Annotated in this window: 20 protein-coding genes; 11 read left to right on the top strand and 9 right to left on the bottom strand. The window is 64.5% G+C overall.

The annotated features are described in order from the left end of the window. The first annotated feature begins 9 nt into the window (after window positions 1-9). Window positions 10-693 carry an HAD family phosphatase gene (locus tag FQ668_RS14730; RefSeq protein ID WP_004374207.1) on the top strand — a complete coding sequence of 228 codons (684 nt, stop codon included), beginning with the start codon at window positions 10-12 and terminating at the stop codon, window positions 691-693. On the opposite strand, the gene FQ668_RS14725 is transcribed toward FQ668_RS14730, so the two are convergent. Genes FQ668_RS14725 through FQ668_RS14710 form a run of 4 tightly spaced genes read right to left on the bottom strand, consistent with a single transcriptional unit; the run spans window position 690 to window position 4,985 of the window. Continuing rightward, on the bottom strand, window positions 690-2,075 hold the full coding sequence (locus tag FQ668_RS14725; RefSeq protein ID WP_014591053.1) for an MFS transporter: 1,386 nt from the start codon (window positions 2,073-2,075) through the stop codon (window positions 690-692). The two genes, FQ668_RS14730 and FQ668_RS14725, sit on opposite strands and share 4 nt — an antisense overlap. A gap of 44 nt (window positions 2,076-2,119) precedes the next feature. Next, window positions 2,120-2,446 carry an NIPSNAP family protein gene (locus tag FQ668_RS14720; RefSeq protein WP_004374204.1) on the bottom strand — a complete coding sequence of 109 codons (327 nt, stop codon included), beginning with the start codon at window positions 2,444-2,446 and terminating at the stop codon, window positions 2,120-2,122. Beyond that, window positions 2,446-4,161, bottom strand: a complete 1,716-nt coding sequence (locus FQ668_RS14715; protein WP_019438454.1) for an FAD-dependent oxidoreductase — start codon at window positions 4,159-4,161, stop codon at window positions 2,446-2,448. Before FQ668_RS14715 ends, FQ668_RS14720 begins: the two co-directional genes overlap by 1 nt. Next, window positions 4,158-4,985 carry an SDR family NAD(P)-dependent oxidoreductase gene (locus FQ668_RS14710; protein WP_004374198.1) on the bottom strand — a complete coding sequence of 276 codons (828 nt, stop codon included), beginning with the start codon at window positions 4,983-4,985 and terminating at the stop codon, window positions 4,158-4,160. Before FQ668_RS14710 ends, FQ668_RS14715 begins: the two co-directional genes overlap by 4 nt. Before the next feature lie 176 nt (window positions 4,986-5,161). Here FQ668_RS14710 and FQ668_RS14705 point away from each other — a divergent pair, with 176 nt between their 5' ends. After that, window positions 5,162-6,034: a helix-turn-helix domain-containing protein gene (locus tag FQ668_RS14705; protein ID WP_026031933.1), complete on the top strand. Its 873-nt coding sequence runs from the start codon at window positions 5,162-5,164 to the stop codon at window positions 6,032-6,034. A 78-nt stretch (window positions 6,035-6,112) separates the two neighbouring features. Here FQ668_RS14705 and FQ668_RS14700 read toward each other — a convergent pair whose 3' ends face one another. The 4 genes from FQ668_RS14700 to FQ668_RS14685 form a co-directional block, all read right to left on the bottom strand. Next, window positions 6,113-6,886 (bottom strand): IclR family transcriptional regulator, encoded by a 774-nt coding sequence (locus FQ668_RS14700; RefSeq protein WP_004374195.1) that lies wholly within the window; start codon window positions 6,884-6,886, stop codon window positions 6,113-6,115. Between the two features lie 64 nt (window positions 6,887-6,950). Next, window positions 6,951-8,408 carry an amidase gene (locus FQ668_RS14695; protein ID WP_019438456.1) on the bottom strand — a complete coding sequence of 486 codons (1,458 nt, stop codon included), beginning with the start codon at window positions 8,406-8,408 and terminating at the stop codon, window positions 6,951-6,953. Then, the gene (locus FQ668_RS14690) at window positions 8,405-9,715 is read right to left on the bottom strand and encodes a citrate-proton symporter (RefSeq protein WP_014756638.1); all 1,311 of its coding nucleotides are present in this window, start codon (window positions 9,713-9,715) and stop codon (window positions 8,405-8,407) included. The genes FQ668_RS14695 and FQ668_RS14690 overlap by 4 nt, the downstream gene beginning before the upstream one ends. 83 nt (window positions 9,716-9,798) lie before the next feature. Further along, window positions 9,799-10,974 carry a M20 aminoacylase family protein gene (locus tag FQ668_RS14685; RefSeq protein WP_014591059.1) on the bottom strand — a complete coding sequence of 392 codons (1,176 nt, stop codon included), beginning with the start codon at window positions 10,972-10,974 and terminating at the stop codon, window positions 9,799-9,801. A 269-nt stretch (window positions 10,975-11,243) separates the two neighbouring features. Between FQ668_RS14685 and FQ668_RS14680 the strand changes: the two genes are divergently transcribed. The 4 genes from FQ668_RS14680 to FQ668_RS14665 all read left to right on the top strand — a co-directional run bounded on the left by FQ668_RS14680 (window position 11,244) and on the right by FQ668_RS14665 (window position 17,329). Continuing rightward, complete coding sequence (locus FQ668_RS14680; RefSeq protein WP_019438457.1) at window positions 11,244-13,760, top strand: excinuclease ABC subunit UvrA; 2,517 nt, start codon at window positions 11,244-11,246, stop codon at window positions 13,758-13,760. 84 nt (window positions 13,761-13,844) lie between these two features. Beyond that, window positions 13,845-15,494 (top strand): MFS transporter, encoded by a 1,650-nt coding sequence (locus FQ668_RS14675; protein ID WP_014591061.1) that lies wholly within the window; start codon window positions 13,845-13,847, stop codon window positions 15,492-15,494. Next, window positions 15,491-16,624 (top strand): HlyD family secretion protein, encoded by a 1,134-nt coding sequence (locus FQ668_RS14670; RefSeq protein ID WP_019438458.1) that lies wholly within the window; start codon window positions 15,491-15,493, stop codon window positions 16,622-16,624. Before FQ668_RS14675 ends, FQ668_RS14670 begins: the two co-directional genes overlap by 4 nt. A 102-nt stretch (window positions 16,625-16,726) precedes the next feature. Beyond that, complete coding sequence (locus FQ668_RS14665; RefSeq protein WP_019438459.1) at window positions 16,727-17,329, top strand: hypothetical protein; 603 nt, start codon at window positions 16,727-16,729, stop codon at window positions 17,327-17,329. A 36-nt stretch (window positions 17,330-17,365) separates the two neighbouring features. Here the strand turns inward: FQ668_RS14665 and FQ668_RS14660 are convergent, their stop codons facing one another. Next, on the bottom strand, window positions 17,366-18,241 hold the full coding sequence (locus tag FQ668_RS14660; protein ID WP_014591064.1) for an AEC family transporter: 876 nt from the start codon (window positions 18,239-18,241) through the stop codon (window positions 17,366-17,368). A gap of 427 nt (window positions 18,242-18,668) precedes the next feature. On the opposite strand from FQ668_RS14660, the gene FQ668_RS14655 reads away from it, so the two are divergent. From FQ668_RS14655 to FQ668_RS14635, 5 genes are all read left to right on the top strand, one after another. Then, window positions 18,669-19,967, top strand: coding sequence for an MFS transporter (locus FQ668_RS14655; RefSeq protein WP_019438460.1), 1,299 nt, complete (start codon window positions 18,669-18,671; stop codon window positions 19,965-19,967). A gap of 81 nt (window positions 19,968-20,048) precedes the next feature. Then, entirely contained in the window at window positions 20,049-20,357 is a 309-nt protein-coding gene (locus FQ668_RS14650; RefSeq protein ID WP_019438461.1) for a hypothetical protein, read from the top strand. 48 nt (window positions 20,358-20,405) lie between these two features. Continuing rightward, window positions 20,406-20,957: a YbhB/YbcL family Raf kinase inhibitor-like protein gene (locus FQ668_RS14645; protein ID WP_019438462.1), complete on the top strand. Its 552-nt coding sequence runs from the start codon at window positions 20,406-20,408 to the stop codon at window positions 20,955-20,957. A gap of 554 nt (window positions 20,958-21,511) precedes the next feature. Continuing rightward, window positions 21,512-22,573 carry a 3-deoxy-7-phosphoheptulonate synthase gene (locus tag FQ668_RS14640; RefSeq protein ID WP_014591068.1) on the top strand — a complete coding sequence of 354 codons (1,062 nt, stop codon included), beginning with the start codon at window positions 21,512-21,514 and terminating at the stop codon, window positions 22,571-22,573. Window positions 22,574-22,653: 80 nt separating this feature from the next. Then, window positions 22,654-22,935: a peptidylprolyl isomerase gene (locus FQ668_RS14635; RefSeq protein ID WP_003248318.1), complete on the top strand. Its 282-nt coding sequence runs from the start codon at window positions 22,654-22,656 to the stop codon at window positions 22,933-22,935. The last annotated feature ends 113 nt before the right edge of the window (window positions 22,936-23,048 follow it).

Genomic DNA, 23,048 nt, shown 5'->3' with positions numbered 1-23,048 from the left:
GGATATCCCATGCTGACCGCCCTGCTGTTCGACCTTGACGGTACCCTCACCGACACTGACACCCTGCACCTGCAGGCCTTTCGCCAACTGCTGCGTGAACACGACGGCCGCGAGCTGAGCCAGGCGCAGTTCGACGCCCAGGTCAGCGGCCGCGCCAACGGCGAGCTGTTCGCCGAGCTGTTCAGCGGCGCCAGCGTCGAACAGTGCCAGGCGTTGGCCGACCGCAAGGAAGCGCTGTTTCGCGCAATGTCGCCGTCGCTTGAACCGATGCCGGGCCTGTTGCGCCTGCTGGAGCATGCCCAGGCCCATGACATCGGCATGTGTGTGGTGACCAACGCACCGCGGCTGAACGCCGAGCACATGCTGAACGCCATGGGCCTTGGCCAGCACTTTGAACATGTGCTGGTGGCCGAAGAACTGGCGCGGCCCAAACCGGACCCGCTGCCCTACCTCACCGGCCTGCAGCGCCTGGGTGCCGAGGCCGGGCAAGCGCTGGCCTTCGAGGACTCATTGCCGGGGACGGCTGCAGCCAGTGGCGCGGGGATCTTTACCGTGGGCGTGGCCACGACGCAGACCCCGGAGCGGTTGCTGGCGGCGGGCGCCAGGCTGGTTGTCGACGATTTCAATGATGCGGCGTTGTGGGCGTTGATCGAGCGTATGGCTTCAGACAGGGGCTGTGTTCCCGAAGGCTAGGGAGTGGGAGCCGAACCTGCTGGCGCTGCAGCCGGGGTGCCGGATGTACAACCTGGAACGCTAAGCCGTGACGCCGCATTTCGCCCCTGCAGCCATACCGCCAAAGCCGCCAACCCTGCGGGTAGCAACAACGAAGCGAACACCTGGGCAAAACTCCAGCCCAGCGCCAGCATCTGTGCCCCGGCAAAGGCACTGAGAATCGCACCCAGGCGCCCGATGCCGCTCATCCAGCTGGCGCCGGTCGCCCGTGCTTCAGTCGGGTAAAAAGCCGCCGCCAGTGCATTCATGCCAACACTTGCCCCATTAAGGCCAAAGCCCACAGCGCTCGCAACCGCACACAACCAGGCGAAGTCCGCAGCGACCTGACCAATTGCAAAAATCACCGCACCACTGAACAGGAAGGTCAGTACCAGCACGCGCTGCGCCGGGTAGCGATCCATGGCCCAACCCACCGTAATCGCCCCCAACGGGCCGCCAATCTGGAAGCAGGCGGTGACGATGGCCGCTTCGGCCACCGAAAACCCGCCCCCCTCCTTTACCAGCGTCGGCAACCAGCCGCTGAACAGATAGACCAGGAACAGCGCCAGCACGTACCCGCCCCAGAGCATGCAGGTACCAAAGCGATACCGCGCAGAGAGGATGGTGCCGATTGCACCGCCTGCGGCCTGGGCTTTACCGGGCAAGACAAAGGTCGTGTCGGCGTTGACATGCTCAGGTGCCAGGCGACGGACAATGGCCAGAATGCGCTTGCGGTCCGCCCCTTTGCTGACCAGGAACGTCACCGACTCCGGCAGGCGCCAATACAGCAACGGCAGGACCATTAGCGGCAACACCCCACCCAATGCCAAGACACTGCGCCAGCCCAGGTTCGGAATCATCCAGGCGCTGACGAAACCACCTGCCGCCGCGCCCAGGGAGAAGCCGCAGAATGCCAGGGTAATGAGCAGCGAGCGGCTGCGTGCCGGGGCATACTCGCTGACCAGGGTGCTGGCATTGGGCATGGCTGCGCCCAGGCCCAGGCCAGTCAGAAAGCGCAACGCGACCAGGGCTTCCAGGTTGGGTGCAAAGGCCGAGGCCAGTGTCCAGAGGCCGAACAGCAGGACGCTGCACAGCAACACCGCCTTGCGCCCGTAACGGTCCGCCAAGGGGCCGGCAATCAGGGCGCCGAGTGCCAGGCCGATCAATGCGGCGCTCAGTACCGGGCCCAGACTTTGCGCATCCAGGCCCCAGTCGCTTTTCAATTGCGGGGCAATGAAGCCGATGATGGCGACGTCCAGGCCGTCCAGGGCGATGATGAGAAAGCCGAGGAACACCACCCATTTCTGGTAGCGGCCGATGGGTTGCTGGTCGATCAGTTGGCGCACGTCGAGTGTGTTGTTCATAGGTATCACCTGTTGTTGTTTTTATGACGGTGTTTGTCGCAGCCCTAGTGGAAAAGGCTGGGTAAGCGCACAGGCCTTATGATGCGTGTTTCCTGAGCCACCACCAGGTCGCGGGTGGCATGCAGGTACGCGGCAAAGTCCGGGTCGGCATCCCGCGCTGCGCTGCGCTTCTCGAAGTCATCGAGGCTGTCATAGCCCCACAAGTGCACCACCTGGTTCAACGGCCCGATGCTGCTGGTGTAAAACGCCAGGGGTGCACCGAGGTGGCGCAGCAGAATCGGCATCGCCAGCTGGTCGAACGCCTCGAGAAAGGCCGCCATGCCGCGTGGGCGAATCGTGTAGATGCGGTGGTCGACCACAGGCTTGTCCATCACGCCACCTCCTGTGCGTTGCCCGCCGCCAGCCCCTGCTCGACACCCGCCAGATGGCGCCCGGTGATGTAGGCAAAGGTCATGATCGGCCCCAGGGTGATGCCCGCCCCGGGGTAGTTGCCGCCCATGATGCTGGCGCGGTCGTTACCCACCGCATACAGGCCGTCGATGACTTGCCCGTCGGCCGCCAACACTTCACCGGTCACACGGGTGCGCAGCCCGTCGAAAGTGCCCAGATCGCCCATGATCACTTTCACGGCAAAGTACGGTCCCTCGCCAACCGGCGCTACGCACGGGTTGGGTTGTTGCTGCGGGTCGGCCAGGTAGCGATTGAAGCTGGTGCTGCCGCGGCCGAACTGACGGTCTTCACCGTGGACAGCGCCAAGGTTGTACTCGCGCACAGTCTGCTCCAGCCCTTGCGCATCGATACCGGCCTTGCCGGCCAACTCCGCCAGGGTCTGGCCCTTGAGCAGGTAACCGTTGCGCAGCAATGGCCCCAGCGGCATCGGCGCAGGCTTGGCAAAGCCCAGCCCGTACTTGGCCAGGGTGCGGCGGTCGCACACCAGCCACATGGCGGTTTCTGCCTGGTCGGAACACGCCTCGATCAGCGCTGCGCCTACGTCGTGGTAGGCATTCGACTCGTTGGTGAATCGCTGCCCCGAACGCAGCACGCCGATCACACCCGGCTTGTAGCGGTCGAGCAAATGCGGAAAGGCAATATGCCGCCCACCACCCACCGGCACCTTCGATACCGGCATCCAGGCTGCAGGTGCCTGCAGGCAGATATCGACCTTTGCTCCCAGCGCCTCGGCCATGCGCGCACCATCGCCGGTGTTGCCCGCTGGCACCGGTGAAAAATGCTCGCCGCCACGCCGTACATGCGGGTAGGCCTGGCGCAGCCGTTGCAGGTCATGGGAGAAACCGCCACAGGCCAGCACCACCCCACGCCGGGCCTCGATGCGCTGCTCGCTGCCGGCCTGCCCGGTCACCGCCCCCACTACCCGCGCCCCTTCGCGCAGCAACTGCCGCGCCGGGGTACCTGTGAGAATCGGAATGCCCAGGTCCAGTGCCGAGCGTACCAGCCGTGCCGCCAGGGCATTGCCACTGGTGACCTGGGTGCCGCGTCGGTACAAGGCCAGCTCCTTCAAATGGGTCAGCAGGCGTTTGGCCACGTAGGCGAACGAGGTCAACGAACGGGTGACATTGAAGAAGTGCTTGAGGTCGGCATTCGACGAATTGAACATCATGCCGATGAAGGTGATGGTCTTCAGCGGCGGGCGCAGCCGCGCCATGTCGGGCCCCAGACCACGGATGTCGTAAGGTGCGGCCAGTATCGAGCGACCCACATCGACGCCGCCTTCCACCTGCGGGTGATAATCTGGGTACAGCGTGGGCACGAACTTGACTGCCGTCTCGCGCTCGAAAAACTCAACCATCTGCGGCGCGTAGCGCAAGAATGCCTCCACCCCGGCCGCATCGAAGCAGGCACCGGTTTCGTTGCGCAGGTAGGTCATGGCCGCTGCTTGGCTGTCATTGCCCCCGTGCCGGGTGCCCGGCACCCACAATACGCCGCCGGAAAACGCCGTGGTGCCGCCGAAGCACTCCTCCTTTTCGATGACGATCACATCCAGGCCAAGCTTTTTCGCCGTGATGGCTGTCGCCAGGCCGCCAGCACCCGCACCGATGACCAGTACATCGCAGCTACGCGTATTCATTGGCCTGCCCCCTCGAAGCCAGGGCGCGGGATCAATGCCATGGGCATGCTTTCCAGTCCGCCATCCACGGTCAGCTCGGCGCCGTTGATATAGTCGGCGCGGCGGCTGGCCAGAAACAGCACGGCTTCGGCGATGTCTTGCGGTTCACCGATGCGCTGGTTGGCGGTCATGGCGCTACGCCGGCGCTCCACCTGTGGGTCGGCATAGAACGCCGCCGACAATGGCGTGCGGATCAAACCCGGGCATACGGCGTTGCTGCGCACACCGCGTGGCCCCCATTCCACGGCAATCTGCCGCGACAACATGCTGACGCCTGCCTTCGCCGCGCTGTAGGCGCCACTGTTGGGTTGCGGGTAATGTGCTGCAATCGAGGCCACATGCACGATACGGCCCTGGCCGCAGTCCAGCATGGAACGGCCAAAGGCCTGGGCACACAAGAGGTAGCCACTGAGGTTGACCGCCAGCACCTGGTTCCATTGTTCCAGGCTTAGCGTGTCCAGCGCGCCGGGGCGCAGCACGCTGGCATTGTTGACCAGTACATCGCAGCGCCCATGCAGCGCCTGTACCTGGGCCGCAGCCTGCTCCACGCTGGCCGGGTCGGCAATGTCGCAGGCCAGGGCACTGACTTCGCCTGCACTGTGTTCCCCCAGGGTGGCCGCCAGTTCGCGGCATTTGTCCAGGTCGCGGTCAAGCAGCACCACGTGGGCCTGCTGCTCCACCAAGGCTGCGGCCAACGCTGCACCAATGCCGCCGGCCGCGCCGGTCACCACGCATACGGCCGACTCCAGGCCTAGCCACTGAGAAAGGATCTTGTTGTTGTGCATGCTGTTCTCCAGAGCGTTGCTTGTTCTGGGCAACAGGCTATGGCCGGCAGGCCCACCGGCAGAATGGACAAAACCTGCAACCAGCCCCACATTCCCGTCAATTTGCCCACTGCGCCCTGAAGCCTGCGGGCAGCTATGGCACAGTAGCGGGTACTGACCAGAACAATTACAACACCATGAACAAGATCCCCAATTACGCCCTGTACGGTGAAACCGCGCAGCCAGTGTGGCACGAAGCCTTGCATGTGGAGCAGATATCCCAGCGCTCTGGCGCGCACAACTGGGAGATTGCCGCACACCGTCACGAAGGCTTGTTGCAGCTGTTGTACCTGCAAAGCGGTGGCGGCGAGGTGCTGTTCGACAGTGACCGGTTTCAGGTTCATGCACCCTGCGTGGTGTACGTCCCGGCGCAGGTGGTGCATGGATTTCATTGGGCCAGCCAGGTAGAAGGCCAGGTAATCACGGCTGCGCAGCACCCGCTGGATAGCATCGCTCAGGTGCTGGCACCCAACGTGCGGGTGCAACTGCGCAAACCACAGGTGATTGCCCTGCCCCACTGGGCCGCCGATGAAGACCCGTTGTTGCCCCTGTTTCGGGCCCTGCGCGAGGAATACCACAACCGCGCCCGCGAGCATGTGGCCAGCAGCATGGCGCTATTGCTGGCACTGATGATCCATGTCCTGCGCCATGAGCCGTACATGCCCGCAGGTGAGCAGCGCCCAGTATCAAGACGCAGCCAGCAACTGACGGCTTTTCGCGAGCTGGTAGACATGCACTACCGCGCGCACTGGCCACTGGCGGAATACGCCGCCGAGTTGGGCATGACCCTGGTGACGTTGGGGCGGTTGTGCCAGGAACACCTGGGCATGACGCCGATGAATGTGATCAATGCCCGACTGGTCCTGGAGGCCAAGCGCATGCTCGGGCATTCGAGCCTGAGCGTGAAAGAGATCGCCCATGAGCTGGGGTTTGCCGATGTGGGGTATTTCAGCCGGTTCTTTCGCAAGCAGGCGGGGGTGAGCCCTAGCGGATTTCGGGAGGGCCAGTAACGCCCCGCAGGCTCTGTGGGTGTTACTGGCAATGCACGCGTCTGTGGCTTACCCGCGAAGAAACCGGTGCAGGAAACATCAAACAGCCAAGGCCCGCTGCACTTCCCCCACAGTGGTCGCCAAACTGCTCAGGTGCAGGCTCGACACCCGCTCCACCGGCGCCTGATCCAGCGGCCATTGCAAGGCAATGCTGCCGACCAGGCGCCCTTCGGCATGTACCGGCAAGGCAATGGCGCGGATCAGGAACGGCAGGCGCACCGGGTATTCCCAGTAGCCCTCGGTGCGCTGACCAAAGCCCTTGTGCGCTTGCTCTTCGATATCGCGCAACAACCCGTCATCACCCAGCCGCTCATGGGCCGCCAGGCGCTGCACTTCGTCCACCGCCAGCTCCCCCAGGCACGCCCGCCCCATCGCCGAATGAAACAGGCTGGCATGCTGCCCAACAATCTGACTGGTGTGCGGATAGCGCTTGCGCAGCACCTGGGGAATGGCGCTTTCCATCACCTCCAGCCGCTGGCCGTCGAAACACGACAGGTCAGCGACCAGCCCGGTGCGCTCACTCAGCTCCAGCAGCATGGGCGCTGCGCTTTCCACCAGGCGCCGCTTGAAACGCAACTGGCGGTCACCGAACAGGCGTCGCGCGCACAGCCGGTAGCGCCGGTCGGCAAGGCCGCGGTACACCCAGCCTTGCGCCTGCAAGGTGGCGATCATGCGCGACACCGTGGCCTTGGGCAGCGCCGTCAGGTAGTGCAGTTCTTCCAGGCCCAACGCCTGGTGCTCGCCCAGCAGGTCGACAATGGCCAGTGCCCGCTCCACCGAACGCACGCCGCCGCTGTCTGCCGTGATGCCCATGGGTATGACCTCCTTGTAGCGGGATGGTCAGGATAGCCAGCAAGATCCGCGCCTGCCCATGCTTTCATGGCGCAAGCAGGCTTTGTGGCGGGCAGCGCGCCACCCAGCGGGTGAGCTGTTCATGGGCATATGCCAGCTGCAACACGGCATGGTCGGCCTGCGCCGGGCCGATGATTTGCAGGCCCATGGGCAACCCGGCGGCATTGAACCCCACCGGCACGCTGATGCTCGGCAAACCGGCCAGGGTCGGCCCGATCACCACTTCCATCCAGCGGTGGTAGGTGTCCATTGCCCGCCCCCCAACCACCGTCGGCCATGGCTGGCGTGCATCGAAAGGGAACACCTGGGCCGAGGGCAACAGCAGAAAGTCGTAACGCTCGAACAGCTTGCCCATGGCGCGGTACCAGTCGCTGCGGTCCAACGAAGCCTGGTACAGCGCCGCCGCACTCAGCTGCAAGCCACCTTCCACCTCCCACTGTGCTTCGGGCTTGAGCAATGCGCGCTTGCCGGGGTCGGCATAGGCTGCGCCGAGGTTGCCATGCACCAGGAAGTGGCGGTGGGTCAGCCAGCATTGCCACAAGCGCGCCAGGTCGAATGCCGGCTGGCAGGCCTCGACCTGGCAGCCCAGCTCGGCAAAGTCGGCCAGCGCCGACTCGCACAGGCTCATTACCCCGTCATCCATCGGCAGATAGCCGTTGTAGTCGCCCAGCCAGCCCACCCGTACACCGCGAAAATCGCGCGGCAAGCCAACGGCAAAATCGCGCCGGCCTTCACTTAGCGACAGCGGCGCCCGCGCATCAACACCCGCCTGTATCGACAGCAGCCGCGCCACGTCGACCACACTGCGGCCCATCGGCCCTTCTGTGGCCAGCTGCTGCACGAACAGCTCGGGCGCCGGCCCATGCGGCACGCGGCCCTGCGATGGGCGCAGGCCGAACAGGTTATTGAACGCCGCCGGGTTGCGCAGCGAGCCCATCATGTCGCTGCCGTCGGCCACCGGCAGCAAGCGCATGGCCAGCGCCGCTGCAGCCCCACCGCTGCTGCCACCCGCCACCCGCGACGGGTCGTAGGCGTTGGTGGTGGTGCCAAACAAGGGGTTGTAGCTTTGCGAGCCCAGGCCAAACTCGGGCACATTGCTCTTGCCCATGATCAATGCCCCGCTCGCCCGCACCCGCGCCACGCTGATCGCATCCTGCTCGGGTACCTGCTCGGCAAACAGCGGCGAGCCGAGCGTGGTACGCAGCCCGGCCGTGGCGGCGAGGTCCTTGATTGCCTGCGGCATGCCATGCATCCAGCCGCGCGAATGGCCACAGGCCAGTTCGCGGTCACGCGTCTCGGCCTCGGCCAGCAGCACTTCGGCCGGGCGCAGCGAGACCAGTGCATTGACCTGCCGATTGAAGCGCTCCACATGCCCCAGGTAGGCCTGCATCACCTCCCGGCATGACAACTGGCGGGCATGGATGGCCTGGGACAGTGCCTCGGCATCGAGGGCAACAATGGGGTCGATGGCTAGCGGCTTCACGGTTTTACTCCAAGGTTGAAGGCGGCAGGCTTGACTGCCCGCGGTGCTTCTTTCAGGCAATAGGTGCCCAGCAATGTCAGCAGGCAGGCAAACAGCACGTAGAACGCCGGCGCCACCGGGGTGCCGAGCACCTGGGTGAGCCAGGTCACGATCAACGGGGCAAAGCCACCGAACACCATCACCGCCACGTTGTAGGCCACCGACACGCCGGTGGAACGCACCTGGACCGGGAACTGTTCGGCCAGGGCAGTAGGTGCCGGGCCGAAGAAACCACCGATGGCCGTGCACAACAGCAGTTGCATGACCAACAGGCGCTCCAGTGAAGGCGCAGCGGCCACCCACACATACAGTGGGTAGACCATCACGAAGAACGCCAGGGTGAAGGCCATCAGCACCGGGCGCCGCCCCAGCCGGTCAGACAGCGCCCCGGACAACGGAATCACGAGGGTCATCAGCCCCACGGCGAGCATCTGCACCAGCAGCACCTGGTCCAGCGGCAGGCCTAGGCTTTTGTGGGCGAAGGTCGGCATGTTCACCAGCACCACGTAGAACGATACCGTGGCGCCGCAGGCCAACCCCATCGACACCAGCAGGCTGCGCCGGTGTTCACGCAGCACCTGCCACAGGCTGGGCGACTGGCCCTTGGCATGGCGACGCGCCTCGACAAACGCCTCAGGCTCCTCCATATGCTTGCGAATCCACAGCCCGACCGGCCCGATCAGCAGGCCCAGCACGAACGGGATGCGCCAGCCCCAGCTGTCCAGCGCCTCAGGCGAGCACAGGTGGGTAACCAACGCCACCATTGCCGCCCCGGAAAACACCGCCAGGCACTGCCCTACCAATTGCCACGAACCATACAGGCCCTTGCGGTGGGCAGGTGCGCTTTCCACCAGAAATGCCGTGGCGCTGGCATATTCACCACCGGTGGCAAAGCCTTGCAGCATGCGCGCCACCACGATCAGCAGCGGCGCAGCCATGCCGATGGCCAGGTAGTCGGGCGCGAAGGCGATCATGGCGATGGACACGGTCATCAGGCGGATGATCATCTGCATGGCCGCCTTGCGGCCCTTGCGGTCGGAATACATGCCCAGCAGCACGCCGCCCACCGGGCGCATGAAAAACCCGACGCCGAAGGTGGCAAGGGCCATCAGCAGCGAGGCGTACGCGTCGTCGGACGGGAAGAACTGCCGGGCGATGATGCTGGCCAGAAAGCCATACACGATAAAGTCATACCATTCCAGGGCGTTGCCGATAACGGCGGCCACCACTTGCCGGGTACGCGACACGCCGGTGCTCGAAGTCTGCATAGGGAACACTCCACACAATGATTGGGTGATCGCCCAGGCGCAGTCGCGCCCGGGTTCCAGCGGCAGTGGTCAAAAAGGGACAATCAGGCAGGTGCCAGCCAGCGCTCTGCCAGCGCGCCCCAGTAGGCGGCGCCGGTCAGCAGGATGTCGTCGTTGAAGTCGTAGGCCGGGTTGTGCACCATCGGCCGGGATACACCATTGCCGATGAACAGGTAGGCCCCCGGGCAGCGCTGCAGCATCCAGGCGAAGTCTTCGCTGCCCATCAGCTTGCGGGTGTTGCCATCCACTGCCTGGGCGCCCAGCAACTCGACCCCTACCTGGGTGGCAAAGGCGTTTTCAGCGGCATGGTTAACCAGCACCGGGTAGGCCGGGCGGTGCTCGATGCTGGCGCGGCAACCAAAGCTCTCGGCCTGACTGACGATGATTGCCCGCACCCGCTCAAGGGCCTGCGCCCGCACCTCGGCGTTCAGCGCGCGCAGGCTAAGGCGCAACAGCGCCTGTTGCGGAATCACGTTGGCCGCTTCGCCGGCCTGCAACGCGCCGACGGTGACCACTGCCGCCTCCTGCGCATCGATATTGCGCGCCACCACGGTTTGCAGCGCCATCACCACACTGGCGGCCGCCACCAGCGGGTCGACGGTCAGGTGCGGCATCGAGCCATGGCCACCCACCCCGTCCAGGGTCACCGTCAGCAGGTCTTGCGAAGCCATCATCGGCCCTTCACGAAACCCCAGGTGCCCGGCCGGCAGCCCTGGCATGTTGTGCATGCCGAATAGCGCATCACATGGGAAGCGCTCCAGCAGGCCGTCGGCCAGCATCGCCTCGGCCCCGCCCTGGCCCTCCTCGGCCGGCTGGAAGATCAGTATCAGCGTGCCGTCGAACTGCCGGGTTGCCGCCAGGTAGCGCGCGGCGCCAAGCAGCATGGTGGTGTGCCCGTCATGACCACAGGCGTGCATGCAGCCTGGGTGGTGGCTGCTGTATGCCGCGCCCGTTGCTTCGTGGATGGGCAGCGCGTCCATGTCGGCGCGCAGGCCCAGCCGGCGGGGGCTACTGCCATTGCGCAGCACGCCGACCACGCCGGTCTTGCCGATACCGGTGTGCACTTCATAGCCCCATTCCTCCAGCAGTCGGGCGACCAATGCCGAGGTGCGGCTTTCTTCAAAGCCCAATTCCGGGTGAGCGTGGATATCGTGACGGATCGCGTGCAGGTCGCTGGCCACGTCGGCGAGCCAGGCCTGGATATGCTGATGTCGGGACATGTGGAGTCTCCTCGCGCGGGTGGTTTCCCGTTCTTGTTGTTCGCCTTCAGGTCACGACAGGTGAGGCAGGTCGTGCTTGGTTCACAGATAAGCGCGAGTGACGCGGGATCACAAACGAATGTGGTTCCGCCCAGCGGAACCAGTCGGAGAGAGAAAGCTGTGTCAGCAAGGGAGCGCTCAACATTCGGAATGTTTGCGCGCCTTTTGGAGGGCCGCTGCAGTTGCTGTTACCTTGGGCTCACTGCTCAGCTTCAGACAAGGACTGCTTCATGCCTCCAAGCCCGACCACCCCAAGCGGTTTCATCCGCGTCCGTGGCGCCCGCGAGCACAACCTGAAGAACATTGATGTCGATATCCCCCGCGACGCCTTGGTGGTGTTCACCGGCGTGTCTGGCTCGGGCAAGTCTTCGCTGGCATTCTCCACGCTGTATGCCGAAGCCCAGCGCCGCTATTTCGAATCGGTCGCGCCCTATGCCCGGCGCCTGATCGACCAGGTTGGCGTGCCGGATGTGGATGCCATCGATGGCCTGCCGCCGGCGGTGGCCCTGCAGCAGCAACGCGGCACGCCGAGTGCACGCTCCTCGGTGGGTAGCGTGACCACCTTGTCCAGTTCGATCCGAATGCTTTACTCCCGCGCAGGCCATTACCCGGCCGGGCAAGCGATGCTGTACGCCGAAGACTTTTCTCCGAACACGCCCCAGGGCGCTTGCCCGCAGTGCCATGGCCTGGGCCGTGTCTACGAGGTGACCGAAGCGACCATGGTTCCCGACCCGTCGCTGACCATCCGTGAGCGTGCGGTGGCGGCGTGGCCAATGGCGTGGCAAGGGCAAAACCTGCGCGACATCCTGGTCACGCTGGGCTATGACGTCGATATCCCTTGGCGCGACCTGCCTCAGGCGCAGCGCGACTGGATCCTGTTCACTGAAGAGACGCCCACCGCCCCCGTGTATGCCGGCCTGACCCCGGCGCAGACCCGCGAAGCGCTCAAGCGCAAGCTGGAGCCCAGCTATCAAGGCACGTTCATGGGTGCCCGGCGTTACGTGCTGCATACCTTCATGCACTCGCAGAGCGCGCAGATGCGCAAGCGTGTGGCCCAGTATATGCGCCCCAGCCCCTGCCCGCTGTGCCAGGGCAAACGCCTGAAGCGCGAAGCGCTGAGCGTGACCTTCGCCGGGCTGGACATCGCCGAACTGTCGCACCTGTCGTTGCAGGCGCTGGCCGAGGTGTTCCGCAAGGTGGCGGCAGCCGACTACCTGACCCGGCAGCAGGACGAGCTGACACTGGAAAAACGCCTGGCGGCCCAACGCATCGCCAACGAGCTGCTCGAACGCATTGATACGCTGCTTGACCTCGGCCTCGGTTACCTGGCCCTGGAGCGCAGCACCCCGACCTTGTCTTCTGGGGAACTGCAACGCCTGCGCCTGGCCACCCAGCTGAATTCGCAGCTGTTTGGCGTGGTTTACGTACTCGACGAGCCGTCGGCCGGCTTGCACCCGGCCGACAGTGAAGCGCTGTTCGAAGCCCTGCAGCGCCTGAAACAGGCTGGCAACTCGGTGTATGTGGTGGAGCACGACCTGGACACCATGCGCCGCGCCGACTGGCTGGTGGATGTAGGGCCAGCTGCCGGCGAACACGGCGGCACCATCCTCTACAGCGGGCCGCCTGCCGGCCTGGCCGAGGTGCAACAGTCATGCACCCGCACCTACCTGTTCGATGCACCGGTACAGCCCACACGCGCCCCCCGCCAGCCCCGCGACTGGCTGAAGCTTGAAGGCATCACGCGCAATAACCTCGATAACCTGAGCGCTGCATTTCCGCTGGGCTGCTTTACCGCCGTTACCGGTATTTCCGGCTCGGGCAAATCCAGCCTGGTCAGCCAGGCCCTGCTGGAACTGGTGGGGGCACACCTGGGCCATGCCGAGCAACGTAGCGAGCCCGAAGCGCAGAGCCTGGAAGACGAACCTGAACAGACCAGCAGCGGCCACCTAAGCGCCGGGCTTGGCAGCATCAAGCGGTTGGTGCAGGTTGACCAGAAGCCGATCGGCCGTACGCCGCGCTCCAACCTGGCCACCTACACAGGCCTGTTCGACCACGTGCGCAAACGCTTCGCGGCTACCGAGCAGGCCAAGGCACAGGGCTTCGACGCCGGGCGCTTTTCCTTCAACGTTGCCAAGGGCCGGTGCGCCAACTGCGAGGGAGAGGGTTTCGTCAGCGTCGAGTTGCTGTTCATGCCCAGCGTGTACGCACCCTGCCCGACCTGCCAGGGTGCCCGCTACAACCCCGAAACCCTGGCGGTGAGCTGGCAAGGCATGAACATCGCGCAAGTGCTGCAGTTGACCGTCGACCAGGCCCTGCAGGTTTTTGCCGAGCAACCGCCTGCCCGCCGTTGCCTGCAGGTGCTGCAGGATATCGGCCTGGGCTACTTGCGTCTGGGCCAGCCTGCTACCGAGCTGTCCGGTGGTGAAGCGCAGCGGATCAAGCTGGCGACCGAACTGCAGCGCATGGCCCGCGGGGCGACCCTGTATGTGCTGGATGAGCCCACCAACGGCTTGCACCCGCAGGACATCGACCGGCTGCTGGTACAGCTGAACCGCCTGGTAGAAAGCGGGCATAGCGTGGTGGTGGTCGAACACGACATGCGAGTGGTGGCGCAGAGTGACTGGGTGATCGATATTGGCCCGGGGGCCGGGGATTCCGGGGGCAAGGTGGTGGTCAGCGGCACCCCGCAGGTGGTGGCCGGGTGTAAGGCAAGCCGCACGGCCGAGTTTCTGGCCAAAGCGTTGTAGCGGGCGGCGCTCAATCTCGACACCACCCCAAAAACCAAAGGACGCGCCTAGCAGCATCAAGCGCCGCTAAAGTAAAGTCTGCCGATGGATAAATACGCCCCCCGCCAGTGGCTCCCCCACGAAAAGCCCAGCCTGCCAGGCTCCCCTTCCACGCCCCTGCATTCGCCAGCCAAGCGTCTGGCCTACGGCGTGGTCGGCCTGCTGGTGGCAATCACCGGTGGCCTGGGCAACGCGCTGGTCACCGCCAACCTGGTGTTCCTGCAAGGCGCCCTGGGTGCAACCACCGCGGAAATGGCCTGGCTGCCGGCCGCCTATGTGATGACCAACGTCTCAATCAACCTGCTGTTGGTGAAGTTCCGCCAACAGTTCGGCCTGCGAGCCTTCACCGAAGTGTTCCTGGTGCTGTACGTGCTGGTCACCTTCGCCCACCTGCTGGTCAACGACCTGAACTCTGCCATCGCCGTACGCGCGGCCCACGGCATGGTCGGCGCGGCGCTCAGCTCGCTGGGGCTGTACTACATGATTCAGGCCTTCCCGGCGCAATGGCGGCTCAAGGCCATGGTACTGGGCCTGGGCGCCTCGCAGCTGGCGCTACCGCTGGCACGGATCTTTTCTGAAGACCTTCTGCAAATTGCCGAATGGCGCGGGTTGTACCTGTTCGAGCTGGGCCTGGCACTCACCGCACTGGGTTGCGTACTGCTGCTGAAATTGCCGCCCGGTGACCGTTTTAAAACTTTCGAACCCCTCGACTTCCTGACCTTCACCTTGATCGCCAGCGGTACCGCACTGCTCTGCGCCGTACTGTCACTGGGGCGCATCGACTGGTGGCTGGAGGCGCCGTGGATCGGCGTGGCACTGGCGGCGTCGATCGCGCTGGTCTTCAGCGGCCTGGCCATCGAGCACAATCGCCGCAACCCCTTGTTGATGACCCACTGGTTGGGTAGTGGCGCCATCATACGTCTGGCCCTGTGCGTGGTGCTGATCCGCATGGTGACCTCGGAACAGTCCACCGGCGCGGTCGGTTTCCTGCAGGCGCTGAACATGGGCAGCGAGCAGATGCGCACGCTGTACTGGATCATGCTGTTAGGCGCTGTCACGGGCCTGGCCAGCAGCGCCCTCACCATCAACCCCAACCATTTGGTGATCCCGCTGTTCGTCTCGCTGCTGGCCATGGCCGCCGGCGCCTTCATGGACAGCAGTTCCAGCAACCTCACACGCCCGGCTCAAATGTACTTGAGCCAGTTCCTGCTGGCGTTCGGCAGCACCTTCTTCCTCGGCCCGTCGATGGCCCTGGGCATCAGCCATGTGCGCGCCAACCCGCGCAACCTGGTCAGTTTTTCGGTGTTGTTCGGCATCTGCAACAACCTCGGCGGCCTGATTGGGGCGGCGTTGTTGGGCACCTTCCAGACCTGGCGGGAAAAGTTCCACTCCAGCCACCTGATGGATCGCCTCAGCTACCTGGAACCCCTGGTCAATGCCCGCGTTCAAAGTGGGGGTGCCGGTTACGGCGGCATCATTGCCGACCCTGCCTTGCGCAGTGAAGCCGGCATGCGCCTGCTGGCCAGCGCTGCTACCCGTGAAGCGAACGTCATGGCCTACAACGATGTGTTCGTGCTGATCGGCAGCATCGCTATCCTGACCATGATCTGGATCTGTATCCGCAGTACCTGGCTCTGGCATGTGAAACGTCAGGCCACCCTTACCGACTCTACCCCCGGCGCGCCCACCCGATGACCGACGACACCCGCACCACGACCACCACCGCCATCGCCGAAACCCCGGAGGGCGTCACACCGCCCAGTGAACCAACCAGCCCGGTACGCACGCGGCGGGTGCGCATCCTGTCATCCATCAGCTTCGCCGCCGTGGCGTTGGCCGGCATCCTGTTGGTGCTGTATGCCTGGCGCCTGCCGCCATTCAGCAGCGCCATCGAAAGCACCGAGAACGCCCTGGTGCGGGGCCAGGTGACCATCATCGGCCCGCAGCTCAGCGGCTACGTCGTCGATGTACCGGTGCATGACTTCCAGTTCGTCAAGGCCGGCGACTTGCTGGTGCAACTGGACGACCGTATCTACAAACAACGCCTTGCCCAGGCCAGCGCCCAGCTGCAACAGCAGTTGGCGGCCCTGGCCAACAACCAGCAGCAGCGCAAAAGCGCCGAAGCGACCATTGCCCAGCGCCAGGCCGCCATCGGCGATGCTGCGGCCCAGGCGGCCAAGGCCAAGGCTGACCTCGGCCGCAACCAGGCGCTGGTCAACGATGGATCGGTGTCGCGCCGCGACCTGGACCTGGCCCGTGCCAGCGAGGCCGCTGCCGTCGCCAGCCTGGCCCAGGCCAGGGCGGCGCTGGAAATCGCCCGCCAGGACCGTGAGGCCGTGGTGGTCAACCGGGCCGCACTCGAGGCCTCGGTGGAGAACGCCAAGGCCGCCGTGGAGCTGGCACGCATCGACCTCGACAACACCCGCGTCACGGCCCCGCGCGATGGCCAGCTGGGGCAGATCGGCACCCGCCTGGGTGCTTATGTCAACTCCGGCGCGCAGCTCATGGCGCTGGTGCCCGACACCCTTTGGGTGATTGCCAACATGAAGGAAACCCAGATGGCCAATGTGCGTATCGGTCAGCCCGTGAGCTTTACCGTAGACGCGCTGAACCACCGGAAGCTACGGGGCCATGTGCAGCAGATTTCGCCGGCCACCGGCTCTGAATTCGCCTTGCTGCAGGCGGACAACGCCACTGGCAACTTCGTCAAGATCGCCCAGCGCATACCGGTGCGCATCACGGTGGATGCCGACCAGCCGACTGCCAGGCATCTGCGCCCAGGGATGTCGGTGGTGGTCAGTATCGATACCCGGGGCGAACAGTGATGTAACCCCGGCAGCCCTGCAGGGATGCCGTCGTGCCACGATTGCGCCGCTCTAACCCGTGGGTTTTAATCGCGCACGATCCGTCGCCAAGGAAGTTTCACCATGTACAGGAAGATCGTGCCACTGGCATTGCTGGCAACACTGGCCGGTTGCTCCGACAGCCAGGACACCATCAAGGCCAGTTTCCACAAGGCTGCCCAGGCCTCCCTGGATACCCGGTACCCACACTGTTTCGTCATCAGTTCGTTCCCTACCAAGACCCAGGACTTCGACGTGCACGGCACCAACAAGGCGTTGCACGCCTTGGCGCAGGTAGGCGTGGTCAGCGAGAAGGAAATTTCGCGTACCGAAATACCGGCCCGGCTGTGGTCGCCGGCACGCACGGATATCTACTACGCCTACGACCTGACCGATGAAGGCCGCAAATACTACAAGGCAGGCGCTGGGCTGTGTTTCGGCAAGGCACAAGTGACGGCAATCGAGCAGTTCAGTGAGCCGAGCGAGGCAACCGGACAGAAGCTGTCGAATGTGACCTATGCCTACAAGATCATCGAGTTGCCGGCGTGGGCCACCAATGCTCAGGTGAAAGCCAGCATCGCCGGCTTGGGCCAGGCGGTGGCCAGCCATGCTACCCCGCTCAAGGAAACCCGAACCCTGGTGCTGACCAGCCAAGGCTGGGTGGATGACCAGTTGCTGGCCCAATAGCCCGAAGCCTGTACCGGCACTATCGTCGGTAAAGGCCTACATCCACCAGGCCAGGACCACCGGTAACCAGGCAAACGACAGCACCGTCGAGCACATCACCAGGTTCGCCACCTGCTCCGGTTCACGGTTGGCGCGCACCGCCATCAGGTAGTTGAACACGGCTACCGGCATCGCCGACTGCACCATCAGCACCGCACGCTCCAGGCTGTCCATGCCCAGTACCGCGCCCACTGCCCAGCCCACCGCAGCCCCCAGGCCAATGCGCAAACCGCCCAGCAGCATGCCGCTGCCCACGTGACGCAGGCGAATGCTGGCCAGTGATACCCCCAGGGTCAGCAGCATGAGCGGAATGGTCATGCCGCCCAGCAGGTCTGCGGTGTTGGCCAGCCAGCGCGGCAGTTCGAAATCGAGAAAAATGATGGGCATGGCGCCAGCCAGGCTGATGACGATAGGGTTGCGCAGCAACGCCTTGAGCGAAGCCGCCGTGCCGGAGATGGCCATGCCGATGGTGAACTGAACGATCGACAGGGTCAGGAAAAATGCCACGGCCAAGGCCAGGCCATGCTCACCGAAGGCATACAAACTGATCGGCAGGCCCATGTTGCCGGTGTTAGGGAACATGAAGGCCGGCAGCAGTACCCGCCAGTGCATGCCCGACGCGCGACACACGAGCAAAGCGGCCAAGGCCATCCCCAGGGTGCACAGCAAGCAGGCCACAGCCATGCTGGTAAAGGCATTCGGGTCCAGCTCGGTACGACTGAGGGTGGACAGTACCAGCGAAGGTGTGCCGACGGTCATCACCACCCGGGCGATGAAATCAGTGGGGTAATCCAGGCCCTTGCGGGCCCAGGCAAAACCAATGCCGGCGACGATGAAAACCGGGGCCAGGACTGCGAACAGCGACGCGAACATGGTGGGCCTTCCTTGGTGGGGTTCAGCATTATGCCGCACTCAGCGAGATTACCGGGCCGATCTCACCGCCCGCAGGCGCCGCCATCGAAAATGTCTGTGGAAGACATGTTCATGTCGCGCTGAGACTGCGGCGTCTCGTCGCACACCCGAGCCCCTTGGGCAAAAGCGTTCAAGCCCGTAGAATCCCGCTTCCTTTTCGCCCGTCGCCTTGAACGGTGGCAACCAGCAGCAATGACAGAGTCAGCGCCTGAACACATGAACGTACATGTGAAGTAGGCTCAACCCTCCCCGCCCGGCCCATCTCCCATAGCGCCCAGCGGTTGAGTCTTGCCCAGGTCGCATCCGTGTCGCCACTCGCCCCTTGCCGGGTCGAGCCGGTGTGCGCGCCGAGAAGGTGCTCATTCCGCTCATCCAACTAGAGGTACGTATGTCTCCGCGTTTGCTGGCCATGGCGCTGGCGCCCCTGCTCGGGCTGTTCATCATTGCCCTGGGCAACGGCTTCATGTCTTCCCTGACCACCCTGCGCCTGGGCGCCGCCGGTGAGTCTGCAACCACCATTGGTATCGTCTCGTCGACCTACTTCATCGGCCTGACCCTCGGCGCCATCTTCAACGACCGGCTGATCCTGCGCATCGGGCACATCCGCGCCTACACCAGCTTCGCCTCGCTGATCGCCGTGACCATCCTGCTGCAAGGGTTGTTCTACGAGGTCACCTGGTGGTCGGTGCTGCGCCTGATCAACGGCTGGGCCGCAGTGGGCGTGTTCCTGGTAATCGAAAGCTGGCTGCTGCTGGCCGGTGACGCAAAGATCCGTGGCCGCCTGCTGGCGCTGTACATGATCGCCTTCTACGGCGCCGGGGTGATCGCCCAGGCTGGCCTTGGCGAAATCACCCAGCTGGGCGATACCGCCCCGTTCATGCTGGCCGGCGTGCTGGCCGCCCTGTCGGTGTTGCCGATCGTGATCCTGCCGCGGGTGTCGCCGCTGCTGGAGCAGGTCGAACCCCTCAAGCCCCGCCAGTTGCTGGGCGTGGCACCGTCGGGCCTGGTCGGCTGCTTCGGCTCGGGTGTAGCGATTGCCGGCATCTATGCGCTACTGCCACTGTACCTGCAGCGCATCGGCCTGGAAGTGGGTGAGGTCGGCAACATGATGGCCTGGGTGATCCTTGGCGCGATGCTGCTGCAATACCCGGTCGGGCGCTGGTCCGACCGCAAGGACCGCCTCGATGTGCTGCTCGCGCTGGCCGCGTTGTGCGTTGTCCTGTCGCTTGTAACGGTGTTCCTGCCATCGGACTCGTTCCTGCTGCCGGCCATGCTGTTCCTGCTGGGTGGTGGCGTGTTCACCCTGTACCCGGTGGCGGTCAGCCATGCGGCCGACCGCGCGCCGTCCGATGCGCTGGTACCGATGATCCAGGGCCTGCTGCTGATCAACTCGCTGGGCTCGGCCATGGCACCGGTGGCCATTTCGCCGATGATGACCGAGTTTGGCGAGGCTGGGCTGTTCTGGGCGTTTGCCGTGGTCAACCTGGCCATGGTGTGCTTCTTCATGTGGCGCCGCGGCAAGCGCCCGGCGGCAGAGCACCCGGCGCCGTTCACCGCTTCTACCACCTTCTCGCCAACCGGTGCCGAGTTGCGGGTGACCGAAGACCTGATGCATGCGGCGCAGGAGCATCCGCCGCTGGAGCCGGTCGAAACCCCGGCAACCGCACAGCGCTCGGAATCCTGTTGATTGCCACTCGTCGCCCAGAAGGCACCCCGCCAGCAGCTGCCAGCCAAACGAATGACAGATCTTGCACAAAGGAGAAGTCCCATGATCCGCATTCGCCCGCTGTCCCTGAGCCTGGCGCTGGCCCTGACCAGCCTCACCGGCGCTGCCTTCGCCGCCACCGACACCCATACCGACAGCCATCCGCAAACTGACCAATCCGGCGGCAAGACCGCCGGTGAAGGCAGCAGCGTCAACAGCCCCGGTAGCAGCAAAGGTAACGACAGCAGTGACACCGGCAGCAACGCCGATGCCGCCGACGGTGCCTCTGGCGGCTCCAACAGCACCGGCGAAGCCACCGGCTCTGGTGCCGGAGCCAGCGGAGGCACTGCCGAGGACCAGGACAGCCGCTGAAGCAGACCTGGTCTAGACTGAGCCCTGACGCCCTGCCAAGGATTGACCATGCACTTCAGACACTGGCTGTTCGCTGCTTTGCTGCCCTGCACAGCGTTAGCCGCCGCAGGCGGCCAAGGCGCAATGTCGGTCAGTTCCTCGTCTTTCACCGATGGCGGCGTCATTGCCCTGCAACAGGTCGGCCAGGACCCGGCATGCGGTGCCGGTGAAGAGCGGACCCCGCAACTGAGCTGGGACAACCTGCCCGCAGGTACGCGGTCGCTGGCCCTGATCATGTTCGACCCGGACGGTGGCAAGGGTGTGGGTGTGGTGCACTGGGTGGCCTACAACATCGATCCCGAACACGATGGGCTCAAGGAAGGCATGGCGGGGTTGAGCGGGCCCTACGTGACAGTGGGCCGCAACTCCCGTGGCACCGAGAGCTACCGCGGCCCCTGTCCACCCGCCGGCGACAACCCCCATCATTACGCCCTGACCCTGATTGCCACCGACCTGCCCTTGGGTACCTTGCCCGAGGGGCTGGACCGCAGCGGCCTGCTGCAACTGCTGCAAGGCCACGCCCTGGGGGCGCAGAGCCTGGTCGGGCGCTACGGCCATTGAACCAGTCAGTACAAAAGTAAATGATCGGCCCCATAGCATTTATCCATTGAATGGCCCGCACGAACTGAAGTAAGCTCGGGCTCATTCACTGGAGAGCAACATGCCGAAACACACCCGCAACCACGCCAACCACACCGGTCGCAGCCCGCGCCCTGTGCTGGCCGTTGCCGGCTGCGTGGCACCTGCCAGCTATTACTTTGGGTATTGGTTTAGCCACTAGGCGCCGATACCCACCCGGCGTCCACCTTAGAGGGGCCGCCGAACATGAGAATACTCAAACCCCCGGTCGGCTTCCCGACCGGGGGTTTTGTTTTTCAGGCCTTTGACCAACACCGATTCACTTTGAGGACAGATTCATGAACTACGCCACTTATTACTACGCAAACACCTACGCCTGGCGATTTAGCCAATCCCGTTCGGGCCAGCCTGCCGCCTCCGATCGGTCTTCTACAGGTGGCAATGCAGCAGCCAATACGAATTCAACGATCTGTCGAACACCTCGATAGGGCCGACCATGCGGGCTTGAACCCGCTGTCCGCCCAGGGAAAAACGCCATGCACGCTTCCAGCCTCGCCCTGCCCCTGACCCAGCCGCAAGCGGCCAACACCACTGTCAGCAAACGCCTGCCCAGCCCGCACCTGCTCAAGCAACAGATGCCACTGCCCAGCGAACTGGCCCAGCAAGTCCAGGCCCATCGCCAGGCCATCCGCAACATCCTCGAAGGCCGCGACCCGCGCCTGCTGGTCATCGTCGGCCCCTGCTCGATTCATGACCCGCGCTCGGCCCTGGAATACGCCGACCGCCTGGCCGCCCTTGGCCGCGAAGTCAACGACAAGCTGCTACTGGTGATGCGCGCCTACGTCGAAAAACCGCGTACTACAGTGGGCTGGAAAGGCCTGGCCTACGACCCGCACCTCGATGGCAGTGACGACATGCACTCGGGTATCGCCTTGTCTCGCGGGCTGATGCTGAGCATGATCGAACGCGGCCTGCCAATCGCTACCGAGTTGCTGCAACCGATGGCCGCCGGCTACTTCGACGACCTGTTGGCCTGGGCCGCGATTGGCGCTCGCACCACCGAATCGCAAATCCACCGCGAAATGGTCAGTGGCCTGGAACTGCCGGTCGGCTTCAAGAACGGTACGGACGGCGGCATCGCCATCGCCAGCGACGCCATGCGCAGCGCTGCCCACCCCCACCGCCACTTCGGTATGGATGCACAGGGCCACCCGGCGATCATCGAGACCTTGGGCAACCCGGACACACACCTTGTACTGCGTGGCGGCCACAAAGGCCCGAACCACGATGCCAACAGCATCGCCATGGCCCGTCAGGCGTTGGCCAAGGCCGGTCTGCAGGCACGGATCATGGTCGATTGCAGCCACGCCAACAGCGGCAAGGACCCGGCGCGCCAGCCAGCGGTCTTCAATGATGTGCTGGAACAGCGCCTGGCCGGCGACCGTTCGCTGGTCGGCGTCATGATCGAAGGGCACTTGTTCGATGGCTGCCAGGCGCTGGGCAAGGGCACGCTGAAATACGGTGTGTCGATTACCGACGGCTGCCTGGGCTGGGCCTCGACCGAAACCCTGTTGCGTGAGGCGGCACAAAAACTGTAGGCCGAAGGTTGTAAGCCTGGCGAGACATACCCCGGACAAGTGCGCTAGGCTTGCCTTTTTACCCCCAAGGAGCAGTACCCATGGCCCGTGCAACCGCCCGCCACATTCTGGTCAGCAGCGAAGACAAGTGCAACGAACTCAAAGCCCAGATCGAAGCAGGCGCCGACTTCGCTGAAATCGCCAAAGCCAACTCCACCTGCCCGTCCAGCCGTCAGGGCGGTGACCTGGGCTCGTTCGGCCCAGGCCAGATGGTAAAGGAATTCGACACTGTGGTCTTCAGCGCCCCGGTCAACACCGTGCAAGGCCCGGTGAAGACCCAGTTCGGCTACCACCTGCTGGAAGTGACCAGCCGCCAGGACTGATTCACCCCTCCCGGTGATCAGCCCCCCTGTGGGAGCGGGTTTACCCGCGAAGAGGCCAGACCAGACAACCTCGTTGCCTGCTCCGACGCATTCGCGGGTAAACCCGCTCCCAC

Origin of the sequence: Pseudomonas sp. Kh14 (assembly GCF_900291005.1) — a bacterium.
GTDB classification, from domain to species: Bacteria; Pseudomonadota; Gammaproteobacteria; order Pseudomonadales; family Pseudomonadaceae; genus Aquipseudomonas; species Aquipseudomonas alloputida.
The sequence above is the reverse complement of the archived record's forward strand: the minus strand, read 5'-3'. Positions and strand labels throughout refer to the sequence as shown.

Bases quoted from the DNA above. Each gene is read 5' to 3' on its own strand.
- FQ668_RS14730 (WP_004374207.1), top strand. From the start codon at position 10: ATGCTGACCGCCCTGCTGTTCGACCTTGACGGTACCCTCACCGACACT.
- FQ668_RS14725 (WP_014591053.1), bottom strand. From the start codon at position 2,075: ATGAACAACACACTCGACGTGCGCCAACTGATCGACCAGCAACCCATC.
- FQ668_RS14720 (WP_004374204.1), bottom strand. From the start codon at position 2,446: ATGGACAAGCCTGTGGTCGACCACCGCATCTACACGATTCGCCCACGC.
- FQ668_RS14715 (WP_019438454.1), bottom strand. From the start codon at position 4,161: ATGAATACGCGTAGCTGCGATGTACTGGTCATCGGTGCGGGTGCTGGC.
- FQ668_RS14710 (WP_004374198.1), bottom strand. From the start codon at position 4,985: ATGCACAACAACAAGATCCTTTCTCAGTGGCTAGGCCTGGAGTCGGCC.
- FQ668_RS14705 (WP_026031933.1), top strand. From the start codon at position 5,162: ATGAACAAGATCCCCAATTACGCCCTGTACGGTGAAACCGCGCAGCCA.
- FQ668_RS14700 (WP_004374195.1), bottom strand. From the start codon at position 6,886: ATGGGCATCACGGCAGACAGCGGCGGCGTGCGTTCGGTGGAGCGGGCA.
- FQ668_RS14690 (WP_014756638.1), bottom strand. From the start codon at position 9,715: ATGCAGACTTCGAGCACCGGCGTGTCGCGTACCCGGCAAGTGGTGGCC.
- FQ668_RS14685 (WP_014591059.1), bottom strand. From the start codon at position 10,974: ATGTCCCGACATCAGCATATCCAGGCCTGGCTCGCCGACGTGGCCAGC.
- FQ668_RS14680 (WP_019438457.1), top strand. From the start codon at position 11,244: ATGCCTCCAAGCCCGACCACCCCAAGCGGTTTCATCCGCGTCCGTGGC.
- FQ668_RS14675 (WP_014591061.1), top strand. From the start codon at position 13,845: ATGGATAAATACGCCCCCCGCCAGTGGCTCCCCCACGAAAAGCCCAGC.
- FQ668_RS14670 (WP_019438458.1), top strand. From the start codon at position 15,491: ATGACCGACGACACCCGCACCACGACCACCACCGCCATCGCCGAAACC.
- FQ668_RS14665 (WP_019438459.1), top strand. From the start codon at position 16,727: ATGTACAGGAAGATCGTGCCACTGGCATTGCTGGCAACACTGGCCGGT.
- FQ668_RS14660 (WP_014591064.1), bottom strand. From the start codon at position 18,241: ATGTTCGCGTCGCTGTTCGCAGTCCTGGCCCCGGTTTTCATCGTCGCC.
- FQ668_RS14655 (WP_019438460.1), top strand. From the start codon at position 18,669: ATGTCTCCGCGTTTGCTGGCCATGGCGCTGGCGCCCCTGCTCGGGCTG.
- FQ668_RS14650 (WP_019438461.1), top strand. From the start codon at position 20,049: ATGATCCGCATTCGCCCGCTGTCCCTGAGCCTGGCGCTGGCCCTGACC.
- FQ668_RS14645 (WP_019438462.1), top strand. From the start codon at position 20,406: ATGCACTTCAGACACTGGCTGTTCGCTGCTTTGCTGCCCTGCACAGCG.
- FQ668_RS14640 (WP_014591068.1), top strand. From the start codon at position 21,512: ATGCACGCTTCCAGCCTCGCCCTGCCCCTGACCCAGCCGCAAGCGGCC.
- FQ668_RS14635 (WP_003248318.1), top strand. From the start codon at position 22,654: ATGGCCCGTGCAACCGCCCGCCACATTCTGGTCAGCAGCGAAGACAAG.